This is a genomic window from Burkholderia sp. AU44665, from assembly GCF_030504405.1.
Classification (GTDB): Bacteria; Pseudomonadota; Gammaproteobacteria; order Burkholderiales; family Burkholderiaceae; genus Burkholderia; species Burkholderia semiarida.
In genome coordinates this window covers 188,939-208,355 of the sequence record NZ_JAUJRI010000004.1, presented here as the reverse complement: position 1 = coordinate 208,355, position 19,417 = coordinate 188,939, and the positions used below count along the sequence as shown (strand labels likewise).

At 68.8% G+C, this 19,417-nt stretch carries 20 protein-coding genes and 1 tRNA gene; 7 read left to right on the top strand and 14 right to left on the bottom strand.

Translation table 11 applies throughout. The features are described 5' to 3' along the window. Position 1: 1 nt before the first annotated feature. Positions 2–1,513: a PepSY domain-containing protein gene (locus tag QZM15_RS11880; protein ID WP_302106441.1), complete on the top strand. Its 1,512-nt coding sequence runs from the start codon at positions 2–4 to the stop codon at positions 1,511–1,513. Positions 1,514–1,535: 22 nt separating this feature from the next. Then, positions 1,536–2,783: a RhtX/FptX family siderophore transporter gene (locus QZM15_RS11875; RefSeq protein WP_226221102.1), complete on the top strand. Its 1,248-nt coding sequence runs from the start codon at positions 1,536–1,538 to the stop codon at positions 2,781–2,783. 72 nt (positions 2,784–2,855) lie between these two features. Here the strand turns inward: QZM15_RS11875 and QZM15_RS11870 are convergent, their stop codons facing one another. Next, positions 2,856–4,097 carry an MFS transporter gene (locus tag QZM15_RS11870; RefSeq protein ID WP_104012577.1) on the bottom strand — a complete coding sequence of 414 codons (1,242 nt, stop codon included), beginning with the start codon at positions 4,095–4,097 and terminating at the stop codon, positions 2,856–2,858. A 139-nt stretch (positions 4,098–4,236) separates the two neighbouring features. On the opposite strand from QZM15_RS11870, the gene QZM15_RS11865 reads away from it, so the two are divergent. Then, entirely contained in the window at positions 4,237–5,109 is an 873-nt protein-coding gene (locus tag QZM15_RS11865; RefSeq protein WP_302106440.1) for a LysR family transcriptional regulator, read from the top strand. Between the two features lie 74 nt (positions 5,110–5,183). Here QZM15_RS11865 and QZM15_RS11860 read toward each other — a convergent pair. Further along, a tRNA-Leu gene (locus QZM15_RS11860) sits at positions 5,184–5,268 on the bottom strand. Between the two features lie 142 nt (positions 5,269–5,410). Between QZM15_RS11860 and QZM15_RS11855 the strand changes: the two genes are divergently transcribed. Beyond that, on the top strand, positions 5,411–6,724 hold the full coding sequence (locus tag QZM15_RS11855) for a leucine-rich repeat-containing protein kinase family protein (RefSeq protein ID WP_302106439.1): 1,314 nt from the start codon (positions 5,411–5,413) through the stop codon (positions 6,722–6,724). A 35-nt stretch (positions 6,725–6,759) separates the two neighbouring features. Here the strand turns inward: QZM15_RS11855 and QZM15_RS11850 are convergent, their stop codons facing one another. The 7 genes from QZM15_RS11850 to QZM15_RS11820 form a co-directional block, all read right to left on the bottom strand. Beyond that, entirely contained in the window at positions 6,760–6,933 is a 174-nt protein-coding gene (locus tag QZM15_RS11850) for a hypothetical protein (RefSeq protein ID WP_165948044.1), read from the bottom strand. A 31-nt stretch (positions 6,934–6,964) separates the two neighbouring features. Further along, complete coding sequence (locus QZM15_RS11845) at positions 6,965–7,408, bottom strand: copper chaperone PCu(A)C (RefSeq protein WP_059584498.1); 444 nt, start codon at positions 7,406–7,408, stop codon at positions 6,965–6,967. A 92-nt stretch (positions 7,409–7,500) separates the two neighbouring features. Then, positions 7,501–7,866 carry a copper resistance protein CopC gene (locus tag QZM15_RS11840; protein ID WP_226221094.1) on the bottom strand — a complete coding sequence of 122 codons (366 nt, stop codon included), beginning with the start codon at positions 7,864–7,866 and terminating at the stop codon, positions 7,501–7,503. 293 nt (positions 7,867–8,159) lie between these two features. Beyond that, on the bottom strand, positions 8,160–8,537 hold the full coding sequence (locus tag QZM15_RS11835; protein WP_302106438.1) for a DUF2946 domain-containing protein: 378 nt from the start codon (positions 8,535–8,537) through the stop codon (positions 8,160–8,162). Positions 8,538–8,629: 92 nt separating this feature from the next. Further along, a complete protein-coding gene (locus QZM15_RS11830; protein WP_059585090.1) occupies positions 8,630–9,124 on the bottom strand; it encodes an SRPBCC family protein in 495 nt (164 codons plus the stop codon). Positions 9,125–9,182: 58 nt separating this feature from the next. Then, positions 9,183–9,485 carry a 2Fe-2S iron-sulfur cluster-binding protein gene (locus QZM15_RS11825; RefSeq protein WP_059584503.1) on the bottom strand — a complete coding sequence of 101 codons (303 nt, stop codon included), beginning with the start codon at positions 9,483–9,485 and terminating at the stop codon, positions 9,183–9,185. A gap of 79 nt (positions 9,486–9,564) precedes the next feature. After that, positions 9,565–11,469, bottom strand: a complete 1,905-nt coding sequence (locus QZM15_RS11820) for a sigma-54-dependent Fis family transcriptional regulator (protein WP_302106437.1) — start codon at positions 11,467–11,469, stop codon at positions 9,565–9,567. 184 nt (positions 11,470–11,653) lie between these two features. On the opposite strand from QZM15_RS11820, the gene QZM15_RS11815 reads away from it, so the two are divergent. Continuing rightward, entirely contained in the window at positions 11,654–11,929 is a 276-nt protein-coding gene (locus QZM15_RS11815) for a DUF2964 family protein (protein ID WP_226291178.1), read from the top strand. A gap of 240 nt (positions 11,930–12,169) precedes the next feature. Beyond that, positions 12,170–12,457, top strand: a complete 288-nt coding sequence (locus tag QZM15_RS11810) for a DUF1488 domain-containing protein (RefSeq protein WP_006486743.1) — start codon at positions 12,170–12,172, stop codon at positions 12,455–12,457. 243 nt (positions 12,458–12,700) lie between these two features. Here QZM15_RS11810 and QZM15_RS11805 read toward each other — a convergent pair whose 3' ends face one another. After that, positions 12,701–14,002, bottom strand: coding sequence for an NCS2 family permease (locus tag QZM15_RS11805; protein WP_059584507.1), 1,302 nt, complete (start codon positions 14,000–14,002; stop codon positions 12,701–12,703). An 823-nt stretch (positions 14,003–14,825) separates the two neighbouring features. On the opposite strand from QZM15_RS11805, the gene QZM15_RS11800 reads away from it, so the two are divergent. Beyond that, positions 14,826–15,104, top strand: a complete 279-nt coding sequence (locus QZM15_RS11800; protein WP_006480752.1) for a hypothetical protein — start codon at positions 14,826–14,828, stop codon at positions 15,102–15,104. A 160-nt stretch (positions 15,105–15,264) separates the two neighbouring features. On the opposite strand, the gene QZM15_RS11795 is transcribed toward QZM15_RS11800, so the two are convergent. From QZM15_RS11795 to QZM15_RS11780, 4 genes are all read right to left on the bottom strand, one after another. Beyond that, the gene (locus QZM15_RS11795; protein ID WP_226232757.1) at positions 15,265–15,639 is read right to left on the bottom strand and encodes a DUF2917 domain-containing protein; all 375 of its coding nucleotides are present in this window, start codon (positions 15,637–15,639) and stop codon (positions 15,265–15,267) included. Between the two features lie 681 nt (positions 15,640–16,320). Next, positions 16,321–16,608, bottom strand: coding sequence for a hypothetical protein (locus QZM15_RS11790; protein WP_059525440.1), 288 nt, complete (start codon positions 16,606–16,608; stop codon positions 16,321–16,323). 79 nt (positions 16,609–16,687) lie between these two features. Further along, positions 16,688–17,593 (bottom strand): metal-dependent hydrolase, encoded by a 906-nt coding sequence (locus QZM15_RS11785; RefSeq protein ID WP_060310579.1) that lies wholly within the window; start codon positions 17,591–17,593, stop codon positions 16,688–16,690. 29 nt (positions 17,594–17,622) lie between these two features. After that, positions 17,623–19,410: an SDR family oxidoreductase gene (locus tag QZM15_RS11780; protein ID WP_302106436.1), complete on the bottom strand. Its 1,788-nt coding sequence runs from the start codon at positions 19,408–19,410 to the stop codon at positions 17,623–17,625. Between the last annotated feature and the right edge of the window lie 7 nt (positions 19,411–19,417).

Genomic DNA, 19,417 nt, shown 5'->3' with positions numbered 1-19,417 from the left:
CATGGACGCGTCGTCGCGTTCGCGCTGGCGCGCGCTGCATCGCGGCGCCGGCGCGCTGTTCGGCGTGGTGCTGTTCGTCGTGCTGTTCAGCGGCACCTGGAGTCTCGCGTTCGATTCGATGCAGGGCTGGTGGCGGCCGCCATCGGTCGCCGTCGCACGGCCGACGCTGCCGCTCGATGCGCTCGTCGCGCGCGCGGCGGCGCTCGGCGTGGCGTTGCGCGACGCGCGCATCGTGCTGCCGCGGCCGGATGATCCGGCCATCCGTTTCTGCGACGCGCGCCAGACATGCACGCTCGCGCTCGATCCGGCGACCGGCGCGCCGCTGCCCGATACGGGGCGGGCGACCGTGATCGTCACGCTGCACAAGACGTTGTTCGCCGGTTTCCCCGGGCGCATCTTCGTCAGCCTGTGGGGCATCGTGCTGCTCGTGCTCATCGTCGCGGGCGTCGTCGTGCATCGCAAGCGCTGGCCCGACGCGGCGCGCATCCGGCGCGGCAACGGCTTGCGCGTCGCGCTGTTCGACCTGCACGCGTGGATCGGCCTGTGGGGAATGCCGTGGCTCGTGCTGTTCGCGTTCACCGGCGCGTTGTCGGGGCTCGGCGCGCTCGGCACGGTGTCGCTCGCGGGCATCGCGTATCCGGGGCAGCCGCAGCGTGCGTTCGCGGAACTGCTCGGCGGCCCGCCGCCCGTCGAGGCCGGCGGCCCGTGGCGGCATGCGCCCGATCTCGATGCGCTGTTGCGGCGCGACGCGGCGCGCCGGCCGGATTTCCGGCCCGAAGCCGTTGCGTTGCATCGCTGGGGCGATGTGAATGCGCGCGTCGAGATCGCCGGCACGCGCGCGGGCCTGCCGAGCACGGCCGTGTTCGAGCGCCACCTGTACCGCGCGACGGACGGGCAATGGCTCGCCGATGCGACGTCGCGCGGCCGCGGCTTCTGGCTGCGCGCGTTCATCGCGGTGCAGCCGCTGCATTTCGCGCAATACGGCTGGGTCGGTGCGGCCGGTGGAGTGCTGCGCGTGCTGCATTTCCTGATGGGGCTCGCCGCGTGTGCGCTGTGCGCGACGGGGCTGCATCTGTGGATCGAGCGGCGGCGCGCGCAGCGCGATCGCTCGGCGCACGTGCTGGCTGCCGCCGCGGTCGGTGTGTGCGGCGGGCTCGTGCTCGCGGGCGGCGCGCTGCTGTTCGCTGGCCGTGCGTTGCCCGACGGCGTGCACGTCGATCATGCGCTCGCGCTGCTGTTCTGGGCCGTGTGGGGCGGCGCGATTGCGCTCGCCGCGTGTGTCGCCGATCGCGCGGCATGGCTGCGTGTGCTGATGCGTGCGGCCGGCGCCGCCTACGCGCTCGCCGGCGCGACCCATTGCGCGCTCGCGCTGCTGGGCGCGGGCCAACCCGTGTACTGGCCGATCGACCTGGCGCTCGTCGCATTCGGCGCGTTGCTGCTGCGGGCGGCGCGCCGTCCGCGGCGCGACGCGATGCAGCCGGCGCGCATGCCGGCCGGCGCCGAACCTTTTTAACCTCATGCAACTGGAGACTCCGATGCGCGATCTGCTCGAACATCGCCGCCTGGTCATCACGATCACGCTGCTGTACCTGTCACAGGGCATCCCGATCGGCATCGCGATGGACGCGATGCCGACGCTGCTGCGCCACGACGGCGCGCCGCTTCACGCACTCGCGTTTCTGCCGCTCGTCGGCCTGCCGTGGGTCGTGAAATTCCTGTGGGCGCCGGTCGTCGACAACCGCTGGTCGCCCCGCATCGGCCGCCGGCGCAGCTGGATGCTGCCGATGCAGACGATCGTCGTGCTGTGTCTCGTCAGCCTCGCGCAGATCGGGATGACGGTCGCGACGGCGGGCTGGGCGGTCGGGCTGCTGGCCGTCGCGTCGCTCGCGAGCGCGACGCAGGACATCGCGAACGACGGCATGGCCGCCGAGCATTTCAGCGGCGACGCGCTCGCGAGGATCAACGCGATCCAGATCGCGGGCGTGATGATCGGCTTCTTCGGCGGCGGCGCGGGCACGTTGACGCTGATCGGCCTGTTCGGCCAGTCAACCGCGTTTCTCGCGCTGGCGGCCGTCCCGCTCGCGAGCCTCGTCTGCGTGCTGTGGCTCTTGCCGCGCGACGCGGATCGTGCCCGCGCCCGGTCCGAACGCGCGGCGAGCCTCGTGCGCTTCGCGAAGCGGCCGCGCTCGTGGTCGCTGCTGTCGCTCGCGCTGCTGTCGGCGATGACGGCCGTATCGGGCTTCGGCCTGTCGAAGCTGTTCCTCAACGACGCGGGCTGGTCGCTCGACGCGATCGGCAAACTCGGGATGGCCGGCGGTGTCGTGACGGTCGTGCTCGGGTGCGGCGGCGGCGCGTGGCTCGTCAGGGCGCTCGGCCTGTGGCGCGCGTTTACGGTCGGCGTGAGCTGCGCGGGCGCGGCGGCGCTGCTGTGGTTCGCGCAGGCGAGCGGGTGGCTGCCGGTGTCGCCATCGTGGGCATGGCTCTGCACGGTGCTCGGCTCGCTGGCGACGGGCATCACGTCCGTGTCGATCATGACGGCCGGCATGCGCTTCGCGGGCGGCAGCGATCAGGCAGGCACCGACGTGACGGCCGTGCAGAGCACGCGCGATCTCGGCGAGCTGATCGCGTCGTCGACGATCCTGTCGCTGACCGCGAAGGTCGGTTATACGGGCGGGTTTCTCACCGGCGTCGCGCTGGCGGTGCTGGCGGCGCTGATCGCGATGAAGCTGCGGCGGCGCGAGGCCGCGTATGCGATGAAGGGGGACGATGCGCTGGTGTCGTGACGGCTGCGCGGCCGGTGCACGGTGCACGGTGCGGGGGCGCACCGTGCCGTAGCGCGCCACATCGCGTGTGGCTCAAGCGCGGCTCAAGCGCCGCGCCGCCAGCAATGCGATGACGAGCAGCACCGCGACATACGCGGCGACACCCGCCCACGCGCCGTGTTGCCAGAACGCGCCGCCGACCGAGCCGAGCACGCTCGACCCGACATAGTAGGCGAGCAGATACAGCGAAGCCGCATGCCCCTTCGCGGCGCCCGCGAGCGCGCCGACCCAGCCGCTCGCCACCGAATGGGCGACGAAGAAGCCGATCGTCACGAGCACGATGCCGACGACGATCGCGACGAGCGAATGCGACAGCGTCAGCGCGAGGCCCGCCGCGAACACGACGATGCCGCTCGCCAGCACCGGCGCGCGCCCGAGGCGATCGGCGAGCGCGCCGGCGCTCGATGACGACACCATGCCGAACAGGTACGCGCCGAAGATCAGCCCGCACGCGGTCGGGCTCAGGTTGAACGGCGCGGCCATGAGCCGGAATCCGGCGTAGTTGTAGATCGTCACGAACGCGCCCATCACGAGGAAGCCGATCGAGAACACGAACGGCAGGCGTGCGTGGCGTAATTGCGCGTGCCACAGCCGCAGGTGGTGACGCAGCGTCAGGTCGGTGCGCTTCACGAAGCGTCGCGACGCCGGCAGCAGCATCACGAATGCGAGCGCCGCGAGCAGATCGACGACGCCGATCGACAGCATCGCCGTGCGCCACGAGAAGTGCTCCTCGAGCGCGCTCATCCCGATCCGTCCGATCATGCCGCCGAACGCGGTGCCGCCGACATAGAGCCCCATCGACAGGCCGAGCCCGTCGGCGGCGATTTCTTCCGCGAGATAGGCCATCGCCACCGCCGGCACGCCGCCGAGCGCGAAGCCTTCGAGCGCACGACAGAGCAGCAGCAGGTGCCAGCTCGGCGACCACGCGGCGAGCAGGTTGAACAGCGCGGCCAGCGTCATCGACGCGAACATCAGCCCGCGCCGCCCGACCCGTTCGGACAGCGCGCCCGCGCACAGGATCGACACCGCGAGCATTCCGGTCGACAGCGATAGCGACAGCGAACTCGACGCCGCGCCGACGTTGAACTCGCGTGCAAAGGCGGGAAGCAGCGGCTGCACGCAGTACAGCAGCGAGAAGGTGGCAAAGCCGGCGAGGAACAGCGCGAACGCGATGCGCTTGTACGCGGCCGAGCGCGGGGACACGCCGGCCGGCAGCGCATCGGGCGTGGTGTTCTGCGTGCCGGGCATGGAGCGGGAAATCGAAGCGGAGGACATGAGGGCACTCGATGTGCGACGGAATACACGAATTCTTGCGCACGGTCATGTATATGTCCAATATATGAAATGAACCGCAGCAATATGTTTTAACACTGGCTGACCGGCCAGCCCGACTCATCGCGAGGTCACGTCACGCATGGAACTCCGGCATCTGCGCTACTTTCTGGCCGTCGCGGCCGCGTCGAATTTCACGAAGGCCGCCGAAGCGCTCGGCATCGGCCAGCCGCCGTTGAGCCAGCAGATCAAGGCGCTCGAGAACGAGCTCGGCGTGGAACTGTTCAAACGCACCGCGCGCGGCGCCGAGCTGACGCTGGCGGGCGAAGTTTTCGCGGAAGAGGCGCGGCGCGTGCTCGACGATGCCGAGCGCGCGGCACGGGCGGCCCGGCGCGCCGCGCGTGGGGAAACCGGCCATCTGCGCGTCGGCTTCACCGGGACGGCCGCGTTCAATCCGAAAGTGTCGGATCTGCTTCGCCGCTTTCGCGAGGCGTTTCCGGATGCGGAGCTGACGTTGCAGGAAGCGACGTCCGGTGTGCTGCTGGAGGCGCTGGAGGCCGGGCGCCTCGACGTCGCGATCGTGCGGCCGGAGCGCCGCGTCGCCGCGACGCTGCGGGTATCCGATTGGGACGAGGAGCCGATGTTCGTCGCGCTGCCCGTCGCGCACCGGCTGGCGCAGCGCCGGCGCATCGAACTGGCGGAACTCGCCGACGAGTCGTTCGTGCAGGTGCCGCGCGCGGCCGGCGCCGCGCTGTTCGACGACATCGTCGCCGCGTGCAAGGCGGCCGGCTTCGAGCCGCGCATGGGGCAACCGGCGCCGCAGATCGCGTCCGCGGTGACGCTGGTGGCGGCTGGCCTCGGCGTGTCGGTCGTGCCGAAGGCGATTACGCAGGTGCAGGTGCCCGGGGTCGTATACCGGCCGTTCGCGGGCAACCGGTTTCGCGCGCGGCTCGCCATTGCGTCGCGCTGCGACGAGCCCTCCGCGGTGGTGCGGAATTTTCTGCTGCTCGCGTAGCGGGCAACAAAAAACCCGCGAAGCCGTGTGCTGTCGCGGGTTTCGGAAATGCGGGAATGCGAGGAAAACGCATCTGGTGCCGACGGCGAGACTCGAACTCGCACAGCTTTCGCCACTACCCCCTCAAGATAGCGTGTCTACCAATTTCACCACGTCGGCACTGCAAGGGGCGCAATTCTAACGTCACATCGCGCGTTTGTGAAGGGGGTATGACAAGGTCGTGTACGGGCGCCCGATCGATCCCGGTAGAATTCGTCCGATCGACCCGACGATCGTCGCAACCGCCACCCGTTTTCTCCCCGTGACCCACACCCTCGAACAACTGCAGGCCGGACAACTGTCGGGCGCGCGGCAACTGAAGCTCGCGTGCGGACTGACCGAATTTCCGCGCGAGATCTTCGATCTGGCCGATACGCTCGAAGTGCTCGACCTGACCGGCAATGCGCTGTCCGCGCTGCCGGACGACCTGCCGCGGCTGCATCGGCTGCGCATCCTGTTCGCGTCGGGCAACCGCTTTACCGCGTTCCCCGACGTGCTCGGCGCGTGCGATCGGCTCGACATGATCGGCTTCAAGGCGAACCGGATCCGCACCGTGCCGCGCGGCGCGCTGCCGCGTGCGCTGCGCTGGCTGATCCTGACCGACAACGCGATCGACGAACTGCCGGCCGATATCGGCGACTGTGCGCGCTTGCAGAAGCTCATGCTGGCCGGCAACCAGTTGCGTGCGCTACCCGTGGAAATGGCCGCCTGCCGCGCGCTGGAACTGGTGCGCCTGTCGGCGAACCGGCTCGATGCGTTGCCCGACTGGCTGCCGCGCCTGCCGCGTCTCGCATGGCTTGCGGTGGCCGGCAATCCGTTCGGCGCGGCGCCGGAGGCCGCGGCGTCCGCCGGGCCGGACGTCGCGGAGATCGACTGGGCCGCGCTGTCGTGCGAACAGAAACTGGGCGAGGGCGCGTCGGGTGTCATTTATCGCGCGCAATGGCGTGCGGACGGCCATCCGCCACGGACGGTCGCGGTGAAGCTGTTCAAGGGTGCGGTGACGAGCGACGGCCTGCCCGATTGCGAAATGGCCGCGTGCCTGCATGCCGGCCGCCACCCGAGCCTGATCCCGGTGATCGGCAAGGTGCGCGGGCATCCGGACGGCACGCACGGCCTCGTGATGGAGCGGGTCGATCCTGCGCTGACGAACCTCGCCGGGCCGCCGAGCTTCGCGTCGTGCACGCGCGACGTCTATGCCGCCGATGCGACATTCGATCCGGCGCAAGCGTTGCGGATCGCGCACGGCATCGCGTCGGCGGCCGGCCATCTGCACGCGCGCGGCATCATGCATGGCGACTTGTATGCGCACAATATCCTGCACGACGGCTCGGGCGGCGCGCTGCTCGGGGATTTCGGGGCGGCTTCGCTGTACGACGTGAACGAGCGCACGCGCGGCGCAAGGTTCGAGCGGCTCGAAGTGCGCGCGTTCGGCTATCTGCTCGGCGAATTGCTCGAACGCTGCGAATCGCGCACCGGCGCGCTCGACGCGCTGGCGGCGGCGTGCGTGAACGAGGACGTCGATGCGCGGCCGTTGTTCGACGAGATCACGGCCGCGCTGGCCGCTCGGATGCGCTGACGGGTGGCGCCGGCTTACGCCTGCCGCGCCGCGCGTCAGCGCGCGTCGCGCATGCAGTACGCGGGAATCGACGGCGGCGTGTCGATCGCGGCCGGCCGCGTCATCCACGCGATCCACGCGGCCCATAACCCACAGGCGATCAGTACCGCGACATTCAGCGGCGTCCGGTAGCGGACGATCAGGTCGGCCAGCGGCAAGCGGTTTTTCATCAGCATCTCCTTCTGTCGTGAGCCGGCGGCGTTACTGGCCGGCGTAGGTCGGCGCCTTCGCGTCGCAGGTCACGGACACGGTCGAGCCGTCCGCGAAATGCAGCCGGACCGGCACCTTCGCGCCAGGCGCGACGGCCTGGCGCGGCTCCTCCAGCATCACGTGATAGCTCTTCGGCTTGAACGTCAGCGTGCCGTGCGCGGGTACGACCACCGAGTCGACGTGAACCATCTTCGCGGTGCTGCCGCTCGTCCGCGTTTCATGCACCATCGCCATCCCGTATGCGGGCGTGTCGATACCGGTCAGCGTCGCGGGCGCGTCGCCGTCGTTCTTCAGCGTGAAGTAGCCGGAGGACGGCACCGTCGCCGGCATCGTGCGGATCCAGCAAGCGTCGGCCTGGATGGCCGGCGCGGCGAACGTGGCGGACGCGTGCAGCGCCAGCGCCGCGAGCAGGCCGGTCGGAATCGAGTGTTTCATCGTGGGTTCTCCTTGTCGGGTGCGATGCGGAGGGCATCGATGCGAATGCGCCCGGCATCGAGCGCCGACGCGCATCGCGTGGGTGACATGCGTTACTTCAGCGTGAATGCGTAGCGGCCGTGCGTGCGATGGCCGTCGCTGGCCACCGCGATCCACGCGACGGTGTAGGTGCCGGGCTTCAGGCTCGTCAGCGCGACGCGCATCCGCTTCCGGTTGCCGGCATCGACGGCCGACTTCCCGTCGACGACCGATTGCCCGTGGCTGTCGGTCACGGCAATCGAGCTGAACGCCGGCTCGAGCGCCTCGCCGAAATCGATCGTGACCGCGTGCGGCGCGCTCGACAGCGTGGCGTCGGGGGCCGGGTCCTGCGTTTTCGGGAGCGCATGCGCATGGGCGGCGTGGATGATGACGAAGCCGAGCGCGGCGAGTGCGCCGCGAGCGAAAGTGGCGGTTTTCATGGGTGGATGAGCGAGTGACGAATCGGATGGAACAGACGGATTCGACGGACGGCTGCGCGCGCGGCATCGCGGCCGGTGGCGGTCGGTACGGACGTGCGCGGCCGGACATTCGCATGCGGGCGAATGCAGGCGCGGCCAGCCGGGCCACAGACGGCCAACCACGCGCCCGGCACGACGCCGCGCGCAGCAGGGTGAGACATGATGATCGTCCTTCGAAACGTGACATGTCGCGCACGCGGGCGGCGTGCGCAGGCTGCGCGATGCGCTGCGGCATCACGCGCAATGACGACGGATCAGGACGTGAACGGCGGAGCGCGCGGTTGCGCGGCCGTGAGCGGCAGCGCGCGGCGCAGGCTTTCGAAGCGGGTCGCCGCGCGATACTCGATCGCGTGCACGTGGGCCGCGAACGTCAACTCGGGCGCGGGCAGCGCGGGCGTATGGGCAAGCAGGCTGCAGTAGCCGCATGCCTGGAGATGGGCCTGCAGGTTTTTCGTCGACGCGTCGGCGGAGCGGTCACCAGCGGCCGGCGCGGCCGAACAGTAGCCGGCCAGCAGTGCGTCGACGCGCCCTTGCGTGGTCAGCGCCTGCGAGATCGTCGGCGCGAGCGCCGTCATCAGGATGGCGAGCATCCCGATCAGACTGCCGATCTTCCGGAGACGACGACTCAGCATGCGATGCGCGGCGGCGGGTGGACGACGATGGAGCGGATTATGCCACGCACGTCGATTCGCGAGTCGGTCGGCGCGTGCGGCATCGCGGCGCGCTACGCGTGCTTCGCCAGATACTTCGCGATCAGCGTCATCTGCGCGGCCCAGCCCTGGTCGTTCATGTCGCGCGCCGTCGCGCGACGCGCTTCGATCAACTGGTCGAAGCCTGTTTCGGTGACCGTGAGCAGCGTACCGCCGGCTTGCGCCGCGAGCGTGAACGTGACGAGCGTCATCGGCTCGGACGCGTAATCGACATTCGGATCGATCGCGAACGGATGCCAGCGAAACGAGAACAGTCGTTTTGGCTCGATACGATCGACGACGATTTCGAACACGGTGCCAGCGTAGGGCTCCTGCGCCTTGGCGACGTCGTCGTCGACGCGGGTCGGCGTGATGCGGCCGAACAGCGGCTGGCCGGCCTCGAACGGGCCGTCGAACGCGACACCGAACCACTGGCCGAATTCGTCGGAATCGCTGACGGCCGCCCAGACGCGGTCGGGCGGTGCGGCGAGCAGCGTCTGTTTTTCGATGCGATCGGTTGGCTGGGCCATCACGTTCTCCATGCAGGATCGAGCGTTGCAGGACGACGTGCGCGGGCGCACGCCGCGTCTAGTCGAGCATGACCGCGTCGGGCACGTCGAGCACGAGATCCGACGTCGCGACGGCCACGCACGGCAGCGTATAGCCGTCGGCCTTTTCCTCGCGGGAGAGCCCCGGCCATTCGATCGTATAGCGTACGCTGCCGCTGACGATCCGGCAAAGGCAGCTTCGGCACGTGCCGTTGCGGCACGAGCGCGGCAGCGACACGCGCGCGAACGCGGCGGCTTCGAGCACGGTCAGCGAATCGGGCGCGTCGAAGGTTGCGCCGAGCGGGTCGACGCGCACGAGGGGCGGGTGATCTGGATCGGTCATGAATGAAGCGGGCGGTTCGGCGGCATCGCGCCAAGCATACCCGAACCCGCCGGCGGCCGAGGGCCGCCCGCCGCGAGTGTCAGTGCCGCCGCAGATACCGGTACACGGTATTGCGCGCGAGGCCGAGCTCGCGCGCGGCCGCCGATACGTTGCCGCCATGGCGTGCGAGCACCGCATCGATCATCGCGGCCTGATGGCTCTGCAGCGTCGTGCCTTCGCGCCTGCCCGCCGACGGGACCGATGCGGCTGCCGCCGGCGCAGCCGGCGCATCGTCGCAGTCGAGCCAGAAATCGTCGGGCAAATGCGCGAGCGTGATTTCCGCTTCGTCTTCGGCGAGCATGCCGGCCGTGCGCAGCACGTTGGTCATCTGCCGCAGGTTGCCGGGCCAGCGGTGGCGCGCGAACGCGTCGAGCACGTCGGCCGCGAGGCGGCGCGGCATCGGCTCGCTGCGCGCGAGCCGCGCGAGGATCCGTTCGACGAGCGCGGGCAGGTCGGTGCGCGTCGCGAGCGCCGGCAGCGTGACCGCGAGCCCGTTGATCCGGTAGAACAGATCCTCGCGGAACGTGCCCTCCGCGATCATCGCGCGCAGGTCGCGATGGGTCGCGCACACCACGCGCACGTCGACCGGCACCGCGCGTGCGCCGCCGAGCGGCATCACCGCGCGCTCCTGCAGCACGCGCATCAGCCGCACCTGCTGCGCGAGCGGCATGTCGCCGATCTCGTCGAGAAACAGCGTGCCGCCGTCGGCCTGCGCGATCTTGCCGGGGCTGCCGCGCTTGCGCGCGCCGGTGAACGCGCCGTCTTCATAGCCGAACAGCTCGGCCTCGATCAGCGAATCGGGCAGCGCCGCGCAGTTGACCGCGACGAAGGGGCCGTCCGCGCGCGGCGACGCCTGATGCAGCGCGCGGGCGAGCCATTCCTTGCCGGTGCCGGTCTGGCCGAGGATCAGCAGCGGCAGGTCGCGCCCGCGGATCTTCGCGACACGTTCGAGCACGGCGGCCATGCGCGCGTCGCCGGTGTCGAGCGTCGCGAACGTGATCGCATCGGGGTCCGGTGCGCGCATGCGTGCGGCCGGCGCGGGCGGCGTGACGGCGACGGTCGTTTTCTGCGCTTCCGGGAATTCGCAGCGTGCGAGCACGCGCACGCCGGTCGACAGCGTGAGGCGGAACGTGGCGCCCGGCGCGCGGGCGGCCTGCCGCGCGAGCTCGCCGAAGCGCATGCTGAACAGTGCGTCGCTCGCCTGGTGCTGCAGGGTGTCGAACGATGCGCCGAGCTGAAACTGGGCGCTGCGGTTCGCGGCGATCAGCCTGCCGTCGGCGCCGAATGCGACGAGCCCGGCGAACAGCGAATCGACGCAATCCTCGTGTGCGTGAAAGCGCAGCCGCAGCGCTTCGCCGCACTGGTTCGCGAACAGGTGGTTCTCGATCAGTTGCGCCGACATCCGCACGAGCGCGAGCGTATGCGGGCTGGAGCCGCGCGGGTCGCCGCTCACGTCGAGCGTGCCGAGCGTGCGGCCGAACGGATCGACGATCGGCGCACAGGCGCAGGTGAGGATATGGTTCGCGCGCAGGAAATGTTCGGAACCGTGCACGACGACGGCCTGGCCGGACGCGAGCGCGGTGCCGATCGCGTTCGTGCCGCGCGCGCCTTCGGCCCACGACACGCCATTGCACAGCGCGACGCGGTTTGCCTTCTCGATGAAGTCCGCATCGCCGATGCTGTGCAGGATCACGCCGTCGGCGTCGGTCAGCAGCACGAGGCTTTGCGTATCGGCGATCTGCGCGTGGAGGTTCTCCATCACCGGTCGCGCGTGCGAGAACAGCGTGTGATTCGTGTCGAGCAGTTCGCGTAGCGCGACGCGCGACAGCGGCGAGAAATCGGGGCGTTCGTGCGCGCGCAGGCCGACCGCGGTCGAACGCGCATGCGCCTGCGCGAGCAGGTCGGTACGCCCGGCGGTGGCGGGCAGCACGAAGGGTTGCGGCATGGTTTGTCTCCTGTTCCCGGGGCCGCCGGGGCCACCGGATCGGCATCGGCGGCGCAGTGCGGCTCCGCTCGCGGCGCACCATTCGGCGCGCCAGCCGTCCGTCCGGGTACGCATCATCATACAAGCGCCACGTGCGATGCGCGACTGCCAACAAAATCCCCTTGCTTTTAAGCGCCCGCCTGCAATGATGGAAATGGAGCACGCGCGCGCCGTGTTCCGCGGTGCAACATGCATGCGACGCGACATGCATCCGTTCGGGAGACGCATCATGGTTCGGGCGGAACTGAGAGTCGTGCTGGCGGCCATCGCCACTTTCATCATGCTGGGCGGCATTGCCGTGGCGATCCACGGGTTGCTGTTCGATCTGACCGATGCGGTGAGATACGGGGCGGCCGCGATTGCGGTGGGCGTCACGACCGCCGCGATCGCGCTCAACGTCTGGCCGACCGATCCGCACTGACGTCCGTTGGCGAAACAGTGCCGGATGCCGCGCAGATCAGACGAAATGCGCGTCGGAACGACGCACACCGAAATTTTTGTCTCCCGCGCGAAACCGTCTAAAGTGGAATTCAACCGGCATGCATCGACCGCGCCACACTCCGCGGCCGGGGCCTCCGCCGGCGAGCCCGCGTGCATTTCGTCCGGCCGGTAGCGGACGACGGACGCGGTCATTCGTTTTCTACCGGTCGAGGCAGCGCCCATGCAGATCCATTTCACGAACGAGAAGCCCGAGTATTCGGGGCGTGACCTGATGCTGGGGTTCACGGCACTGGTCAATGGCGAGCGCGTCCAGTGCCAGATCACCGCCGAGGCGCTGGAAGACCACTTCGGCGCCGCATCGCCGCGCTTCGAGGACATGGTCGGCGCATTCGATCAGCACCGCGAGCGCATCGAGGCGGCCGCACGGCGCCTGCTGTCGGAAACACGTGCGCAATGCGTGACGCTGCGCAGCGGCTACGTGCGCTTCTACGAGGCCAACTGGCGCTGACGACACGACGCCCGTCCGGCGGCGCATGCGCTCGAGCGCGGCGCACGCGAGGACATTGCCTTCACGCAATGCCGTTCGGCGGGGCCGCGCGGCATTTTCGTATGCGGGCCGTGCGGGATCGCCCGAGCGTCGGCGCGCTCGTGCACGTCGATTCATGAGGATTGCAGAGCAATCGTGCGAAAACGAAAACGCCACCCGAAGGTGGCGTTTTCATCGTGCATTGTGCCGATGCGCGTTCCGCGCTTACTCGCTGCCGAGATAGAAGAAGCGGAACAGGAACACGGCCGCGATGATCCACACGATCGGCTTGACCGTGCGCGCCTGGCCCGTCAGCAGCTTGAGGCCGCCGTACGCGATGAAGCCGAACGCGACGCCGTTCGCGATCGAGTACGTGAACGGCATCAGCAGCGCGGTCAGCGCGGCCGGCACGGCTTCCGTCGCATCGTCCCACGGCACCTCGACCATCTCGCGCAGCATCAGGCACGACACGTAGAGCAGTGCCGGTGCGGTTGCGTAGCCCGGCACGACGCCGGCGAGCGGCGCGATGAACAGGCACGCGAGGAACAGCACCGCGACGGTGATGGCCGTCACGCCGGTGCGGCCGCCGGCCTGCACGCCCGATGCGCTTTCGATGTACGCGGTGGTCGACGACGTGCCGAGCACCGAGCCCGCGACGATCGCCGTGCTGTCGGCGAGCAGAGCCTTGTTCAGGCGGTTCATCTTGCCTTCGACGAGCAGGCCCGCGCGATTCGCGACGCCCATCAGCGTGCCCGTCGCGTCGAACAGCTCGACGAGGAAGAACACGAGGATCACGTTGATGATGCCGGTCGACAGCGCGGCGCCGATGTCGAGCTTGAACAGCGTCGCGTCGATCGACGGCGGCGCCGAGAACACGCCGTGGAACTGGTTGCCGGCGAAGAAGAACGACAGGATCGTCACGCCGATGATGCCGATCAGGATCGCGCCGCGCACGCGCAGGTGGTCGAGCGTGACGATCGCGAAGAAGCCGACGATCGCGAGGATCGTCTCGTGCTTGTGCAGATCGCCGAGCGTGACGAGCGTGGCCGGGTTGCCGACGATCACGCCCGACGTCTTCAGCGAGATGATGCCGAGGAACAGGCCGATGCCGGCGGTAATGGAAATCCGCAGCGATTTCGGAATGCCGTTGACGATCGCCTCGCGCACGCGGAACAGCGTGACGAGCAGGAACAGGCAGCCGGAGATGAACACCGCGCCGAGCGCGGCCTGCCACGTGAAGCCCATTCCCTTGACGACCGTGTACGCGAAATATGCGTTCAGGCCCATGCCGGGCGCGCAGGCGATCGGGTAGTTCGCGTACAGCCCCATGATGATCGACGCCAGCGCCGCGACGAGGCAGGTCGCGACGAACACGGATTCCTTCGGCATGCCGGCGTCGCCGAGGATCGCGGGGTTGACGAAGATGATGTAGGCCATCGTCAGGAACGTGGTGACGCCCGCGAGTATTTCGGTGCGGAAATCGGTGCCGGCTTCAGCGAAGCCGAAATACCGCTTGATGGATTCCATGAAGGCGTTTCTCCGGTCGGGTTGTCGTGTTGATTGTTGTGCCGAATTGTTGTACAGGCAGCGCGGCCGGCTAACTGTAACCAGCCACTATTGTCCGGCTATCGGCGGATTGTAATAGCGTGGATAGCTCGGACGATATAGTTGGAGGGCACGATCGGTTGCCTGCGCGCAAACGGTCCGGCAGCCCGCCCGCGCGACGAAGGCGCGCATTTTACCGGTTCGTGCGGCACCGGCCGGCGGAAATGGCCGAAACGGCGGGAACGGAGGAAACGAACGGAAGGGGCGCCCCGCAGGCGGGCGAAACCGGCCGATGCGTGCGCAACGGCATGCCGGCGGCGTCGCGCGCGGCCGGTACACGACGACATGCGACTGAAACGCAGCGCCCGCATGCTGCACGAATGCGGTGCAGGCGGCGCGTTCGTGCGAACGCACGTGTGCCGCCGGTGCGGACAGACGACCCGGCAACCGCGTGCGGCGGCCATTCGTCTGTCCAGGCGGCGGCAGGGATCGGGTTATCGTGCGCCGAAGCCGTCCCGTCCGCAACTGTCATTTCGCGATGCGGGGGCGACTGTGGTTTCTGTGTAAAAGAATGCAAGACCCCATCGCGTAAACCGGCAAGTCTTTCTAGGATAGATACACCGCTCATACACACGCCGGCCGATCATTGCCGACGCGGGGGAGTCGCAGTCCGTGCAGGCCAGGCGGTGAATGGCGGTCAAGGCCGTTGCGCGTTCGGGCAGCCATGGCCGGTTAGGCACGGCCGGTCAGGCACGGCCGATTGCGATTGCCCGATGCGGGTTCGTCCGTAATCACGGAGGTCAGCATGTTGAACTGGATCAGCCGTTGGGCGATGCGACACGCCCCCACGCCGGAAAAAACCGCCGCGTCGATGCTCGTGACGGCGCGCATGGAACTGTTCGCAGCCGAACAGCGCGTCATCGATGCGAAATTACAGGCGGATTACTGGCGCACACGTGTGTCATTCCTCGAAGAGGTGCAGAAGCAGGGCATCGATCCGTGGGTGACCTCTCAGGCTGCGCAACGCCCCGACCTCGATTCCACTCCACGAAGCACGGGCCCGCGTCTCGCCGCCAGCACCTGATGCACCTGCAGCATCCTCTCGTTGCGCATGGCGCGCGATCGCTCGCGGCACGCATCGGCGTGCCGCGTTCTTCGATGCGCACCCGCGGCGCTTTGCGCCGCGGGTGCGCCCGTTTCCGGTCGCGGCCGTTCCGCGTATCGCGCGTGTAACGGCGCGCCGCTCATCCGCTCCTTCTCCACACCTTCACGAGCAAACGTTGCACTTGCGCGAGCGCGCGCCTGACGCGTTCGCCGCGCCGCACGTACGCGGTCGTGATCGACGCCTGCGCCGACCGGTCGCCGTCGGCGCCGAGCCAGATGCGCTCACCGCGCGCGATGCGCAGCACGTCGCCGGGCCGCACCCAGTAATCGTCGACGCTCGGCGGGCGCGTGATCCACAGCGCCGCGTCGTGTGCACGGATCTCCGCATCCCGCGGCGCGCGCCACGTCATCGTCGTGCGTGGTGCGATCGCGAAACGGATCACGACGGTCGGTAACGCGATCGTGCCGGCGGGGCGCCGGTCGCGGCGGTCGAACAGCGGGCTTGCCTGGTCCATCGTCTTCTCCATTCAGTGAGCCGGACGGATGACGTGCACCAGAACAAAAAGGCCTCATCCGTTTCCGGCGAGGCCTCGTGTGACATGCGGTACTGCTCGATTGCTAACGCACAAGCGCCTCCCGTGATCCATTCTTTCGAATGTTCACCGGGCAATGAATCGCGATGGCGATGAGCTTGAACGTAGGCATGCGAACGATTTTGTTGTCGGCGTGTGGCGTTGTCAACGACTATTTTCGGGATATGCGCAAGGGCGCGGTGCGTTGCCGTGCGGCCGGCGTTTCACGATGCCGTCGCGCACCGCGGTTGCGCGGGCAACGATGCATGCGTCTTGCGCGGCGCGACCGTGAAATGCAACTCGACTCTCGGCAACGAGATCGTATCGGTGCGGCACCGATCGGGGCAAACAACCAGCCGGCTTGCTTGGTCCATCGTCATCTCCATCGTTGAGCCGGGCGGGATGACGCGCAACAAAACAAAAAGGCCTCATCCGGTTCCGGCGAGGCCTCGTGACATGCATGACTGCATCTCGATGCTAATGCACAAGCGCCCCCGGCGATCGCCACGTATGGGCGTTCACTCGTTTTTGATGCGCGATGGCGATGGGCTTGAGCATAGGCATGCGAACGAGTGTGTCGTGGCCGCGCAGCCCTGTCAACGGAAATTTCGAGATACGTCGCAATTACGCGTCGCGTTGCGCGAGACCGTTCACGAGCAGCTCGGACAGCAGGCCCGTCATCCCTTCCGGGTGCGTGGCCGCGCGTGCCTTCAGTTGTTCGACCAGCTCCGCGTTGAGCTTGCACGCGAACGGCACGAGGCCCTGTTCCTGGTCGAGCTTGCGCTGCGCGCGGCGGTCCAGCTTGGCCGCTTCTTCGGCGCCCTTGCCGAAACGCGCGGAGCTCGACTGTTTCATCGCGTGCGTCAGCTTGAGCGCCTTGTTCTTTTCGAGATCGGTTTTCTTCATGGCCATCGCGGCACCTCCGGGAAATTGAAGCCGCGATTGTACGCATTTCGGCGGGCGCCGCCCGCCGAACCGGCCGTCAACCCGGTCACGCGCCTTTCGTCGTGCCCCAGTTGCCGCCGTGCGCGGCCGCCTGCGCGGCCGGCGAGCGGGCGAGGTAGGCGAGCGCCTGCTCGGTCGAGCCTTCGTGGTGCGGCGTATAGCCGGGCTTGAAATAGCGCAGCGCCGCGCCGATCACCTTCCAGAACGACGGCAGGTGCCCGCGCCGCGAACCCCGCCACCACGCGAGCACGAAGCCCGGGTAGCGGCCGGCGTCCGGATCGCGCCGGTACATGAACTTCGCGCCGGTCGTGATGTAGTGGAGCAGCAGCAGGATCACCAACGCCATGTGCACGCAGCGCTCCGGATAGGTGCCGCCCAGGTGCCGGTAGATGTCGAACGCGACGGTGCGGTGCTCGACTTCCTCGGCGCCATGCCAGCGCAGCAGGTCGACCATCGTCGGGTCCGCACGGCCTTCGTCGAGGCCGTGCGCGTTGAGCACCCAGTTGCCGAGATAGCCGAAGAAATGCTCGAGCGACGCGATCACGGCCAGTTGCTGCCGCAGCCAGAAGCGCGTATGGCCGATCTTCAGCCCGAGCGGCCGTTCGCCGAGCACGCGTGTGAACAACCGGTTGAGCTTTTGCGTGAACGGCTTCGTGTCGATGCCGTGACGGTCGTAGTAGTGCTTCAGCACGCCGCCGTGCGAGCGCGAGTGCACGGCTTCCTGGCGCAGGAAGCCTTCGGCTTCGTCGCGCAGTCGCGCATCGGCGATCAACGGCAGCGCCTTGTTGTAGACGCGACAGAACCACAGCTCGCCCTCCGGGAACAGCAGGTTCAGCGTGTTGATGATGTGCGTGCTGCCCGGATCGTTCGGCACCCAGGTGACCGGCGTGTCGCTGAAGTCGAACTTCACGTGTCGGGCCCTGATCTTGTGGTAGTCGGCGGTATCGTTCATGTCGTCTCCCTGTGCGGCGTCGTGCGCCGTCAATGCGATGCCATGCTGACGCGGGCGATCATCCGGCCCAGCCACGGCATGAAGCGGCCGACGAAGCGCATCGCGTGCGCTTCGCCGCCGACCGCGACGACGGGGCGGTTGCGCAGCACGCCGTCGATCATCGCCTGCGCGACGGTTTCGGGTTTCAGGCCGCGCATCTGGTATAGCCTGGTCGCGCGCTTGCGCAGCCGCGCTTCGTCCTGGGCGCTCGCACCCGCGTAGTGCGTCGACGCCATGATTCCCGTTTCCGCGAACCCGGGGCACACGGCCGTCACGCCGATGCCTTTCCCGGCGAGTTCCGCGCGCATGCATTCGCTGAGCATCAGCACCGCGGCCTTCGTCGTCGCATACGCGGGCAGGTCGCGCGACGGCCCGAACGCGGCGGCCGACGCGGTGTTGACGATGTGCCCGCCGGCGCCGCGCGCGGCCATCTGCTGCGCGAACAGCCGCGAGCCGTGGATCACGCCCCACAGGTTCACGTGCAGGACGCGCTCCCAGTGCCGCGTGCTCGTGTCGAGGATGCCGCCGGCCATCCCGATGCCCGCGTTGTTGATCACGACGTCCGCGCCGCCGAGTTCGCTGCCGACCCAGGTCGCGAGCGCTTCCATTTCGTCGGCGGAGCCGACGTCGACGCGTTTCGCATGCGCGTGCGCGCCGGTCAGCCCGACGAGCAGCGCGGTGCGCTCGGCGCTCGCGAGATCGATGTCGCATGCGACGACCGTCGCGCCTTCGCGTGCGAAGGCCAGCGCCGCGCAGCGGCCGATGCCGCTGCCCGCGCCGGTGACGACCGCGACCTTGCCGCTGAAGCGCCCGCTGGTCGCGCGGCGGCGCGCGTTCGCGAGCGCGGGCGGTTCGTCGCCGGATTCGACCGAATCGATCAATTGACCGGCGAGATCCGCGAAGCGCGCGGGATCGGCGAGCGGCAGCCAGTGGCCGGCCGCGACTTCGCGGCGGTAGTACCGCGGCACCCAGCGCGACAGGTTCTCGGACAGCGCGGGGCTCACGTACTTGTCGCCGAGCGGCACGATCGTCTGCACCGGCGCATGCGCATAGCGTTCGCGCGGCGCGAACAGGCAGCGGATGAAGTTCGCACGGTAGAGGCGCACGCCGCGCGCGCCGTCGTCGGCCTGCGTCGGGCGCGGCGTGGCGGGCGTTTTCTCGATCCGGCGCAGCAGGCCCGGCCACGCGCGGCCGAGCCACAGCCGCCAGCCGAGTTCGGGGAGGAGCGGCAGGTGGAACAGGTAGACGTACCACGAGCGCACGAGCTGGCCGCCGAGCCTGGCCAGCGACGCGGGCGTCGGGTGCAGCACGCGTTCGCGCAGCCAGAAGCCGACGTGGTCGAGGCACGGGCCCGAGCACGACGTATATGACGCGATGCGGCCGGCCAGGCGCGGATCGGTGACGAATTCCCAGCCCTGGATCGCCCCCCAGTCGTGCGCGATCAGGTGCACCGCGCGGCCGGGGCAGAGCGCGTCGATCACCGCGACGAAATCGTCGGTCAGCTTCGCGAGATGGTAGTCGGCCGTGCGCGTCGGCACGCCGGACAGGCCCGCGCCGCGCACGTCGTACGCGATCACGTAGTGTTTGCGCGCAAGCAGCGGCGCGACGTGCCGCCAGACGCTGCTGTCGTCGGGATAGCCGTGCACCAGCACGACCGGCGAGCGGGCCGGGTCGCCCCAGGTGCGCACCGCGAGCGTCAGGTCGCCGGAGGCGACCGCCGTTTCGCTGTGAACCGATTCGAACAGGGCCAGCGGCGCTTCGTCGGAAAGAGGCTGCATCGTGAGT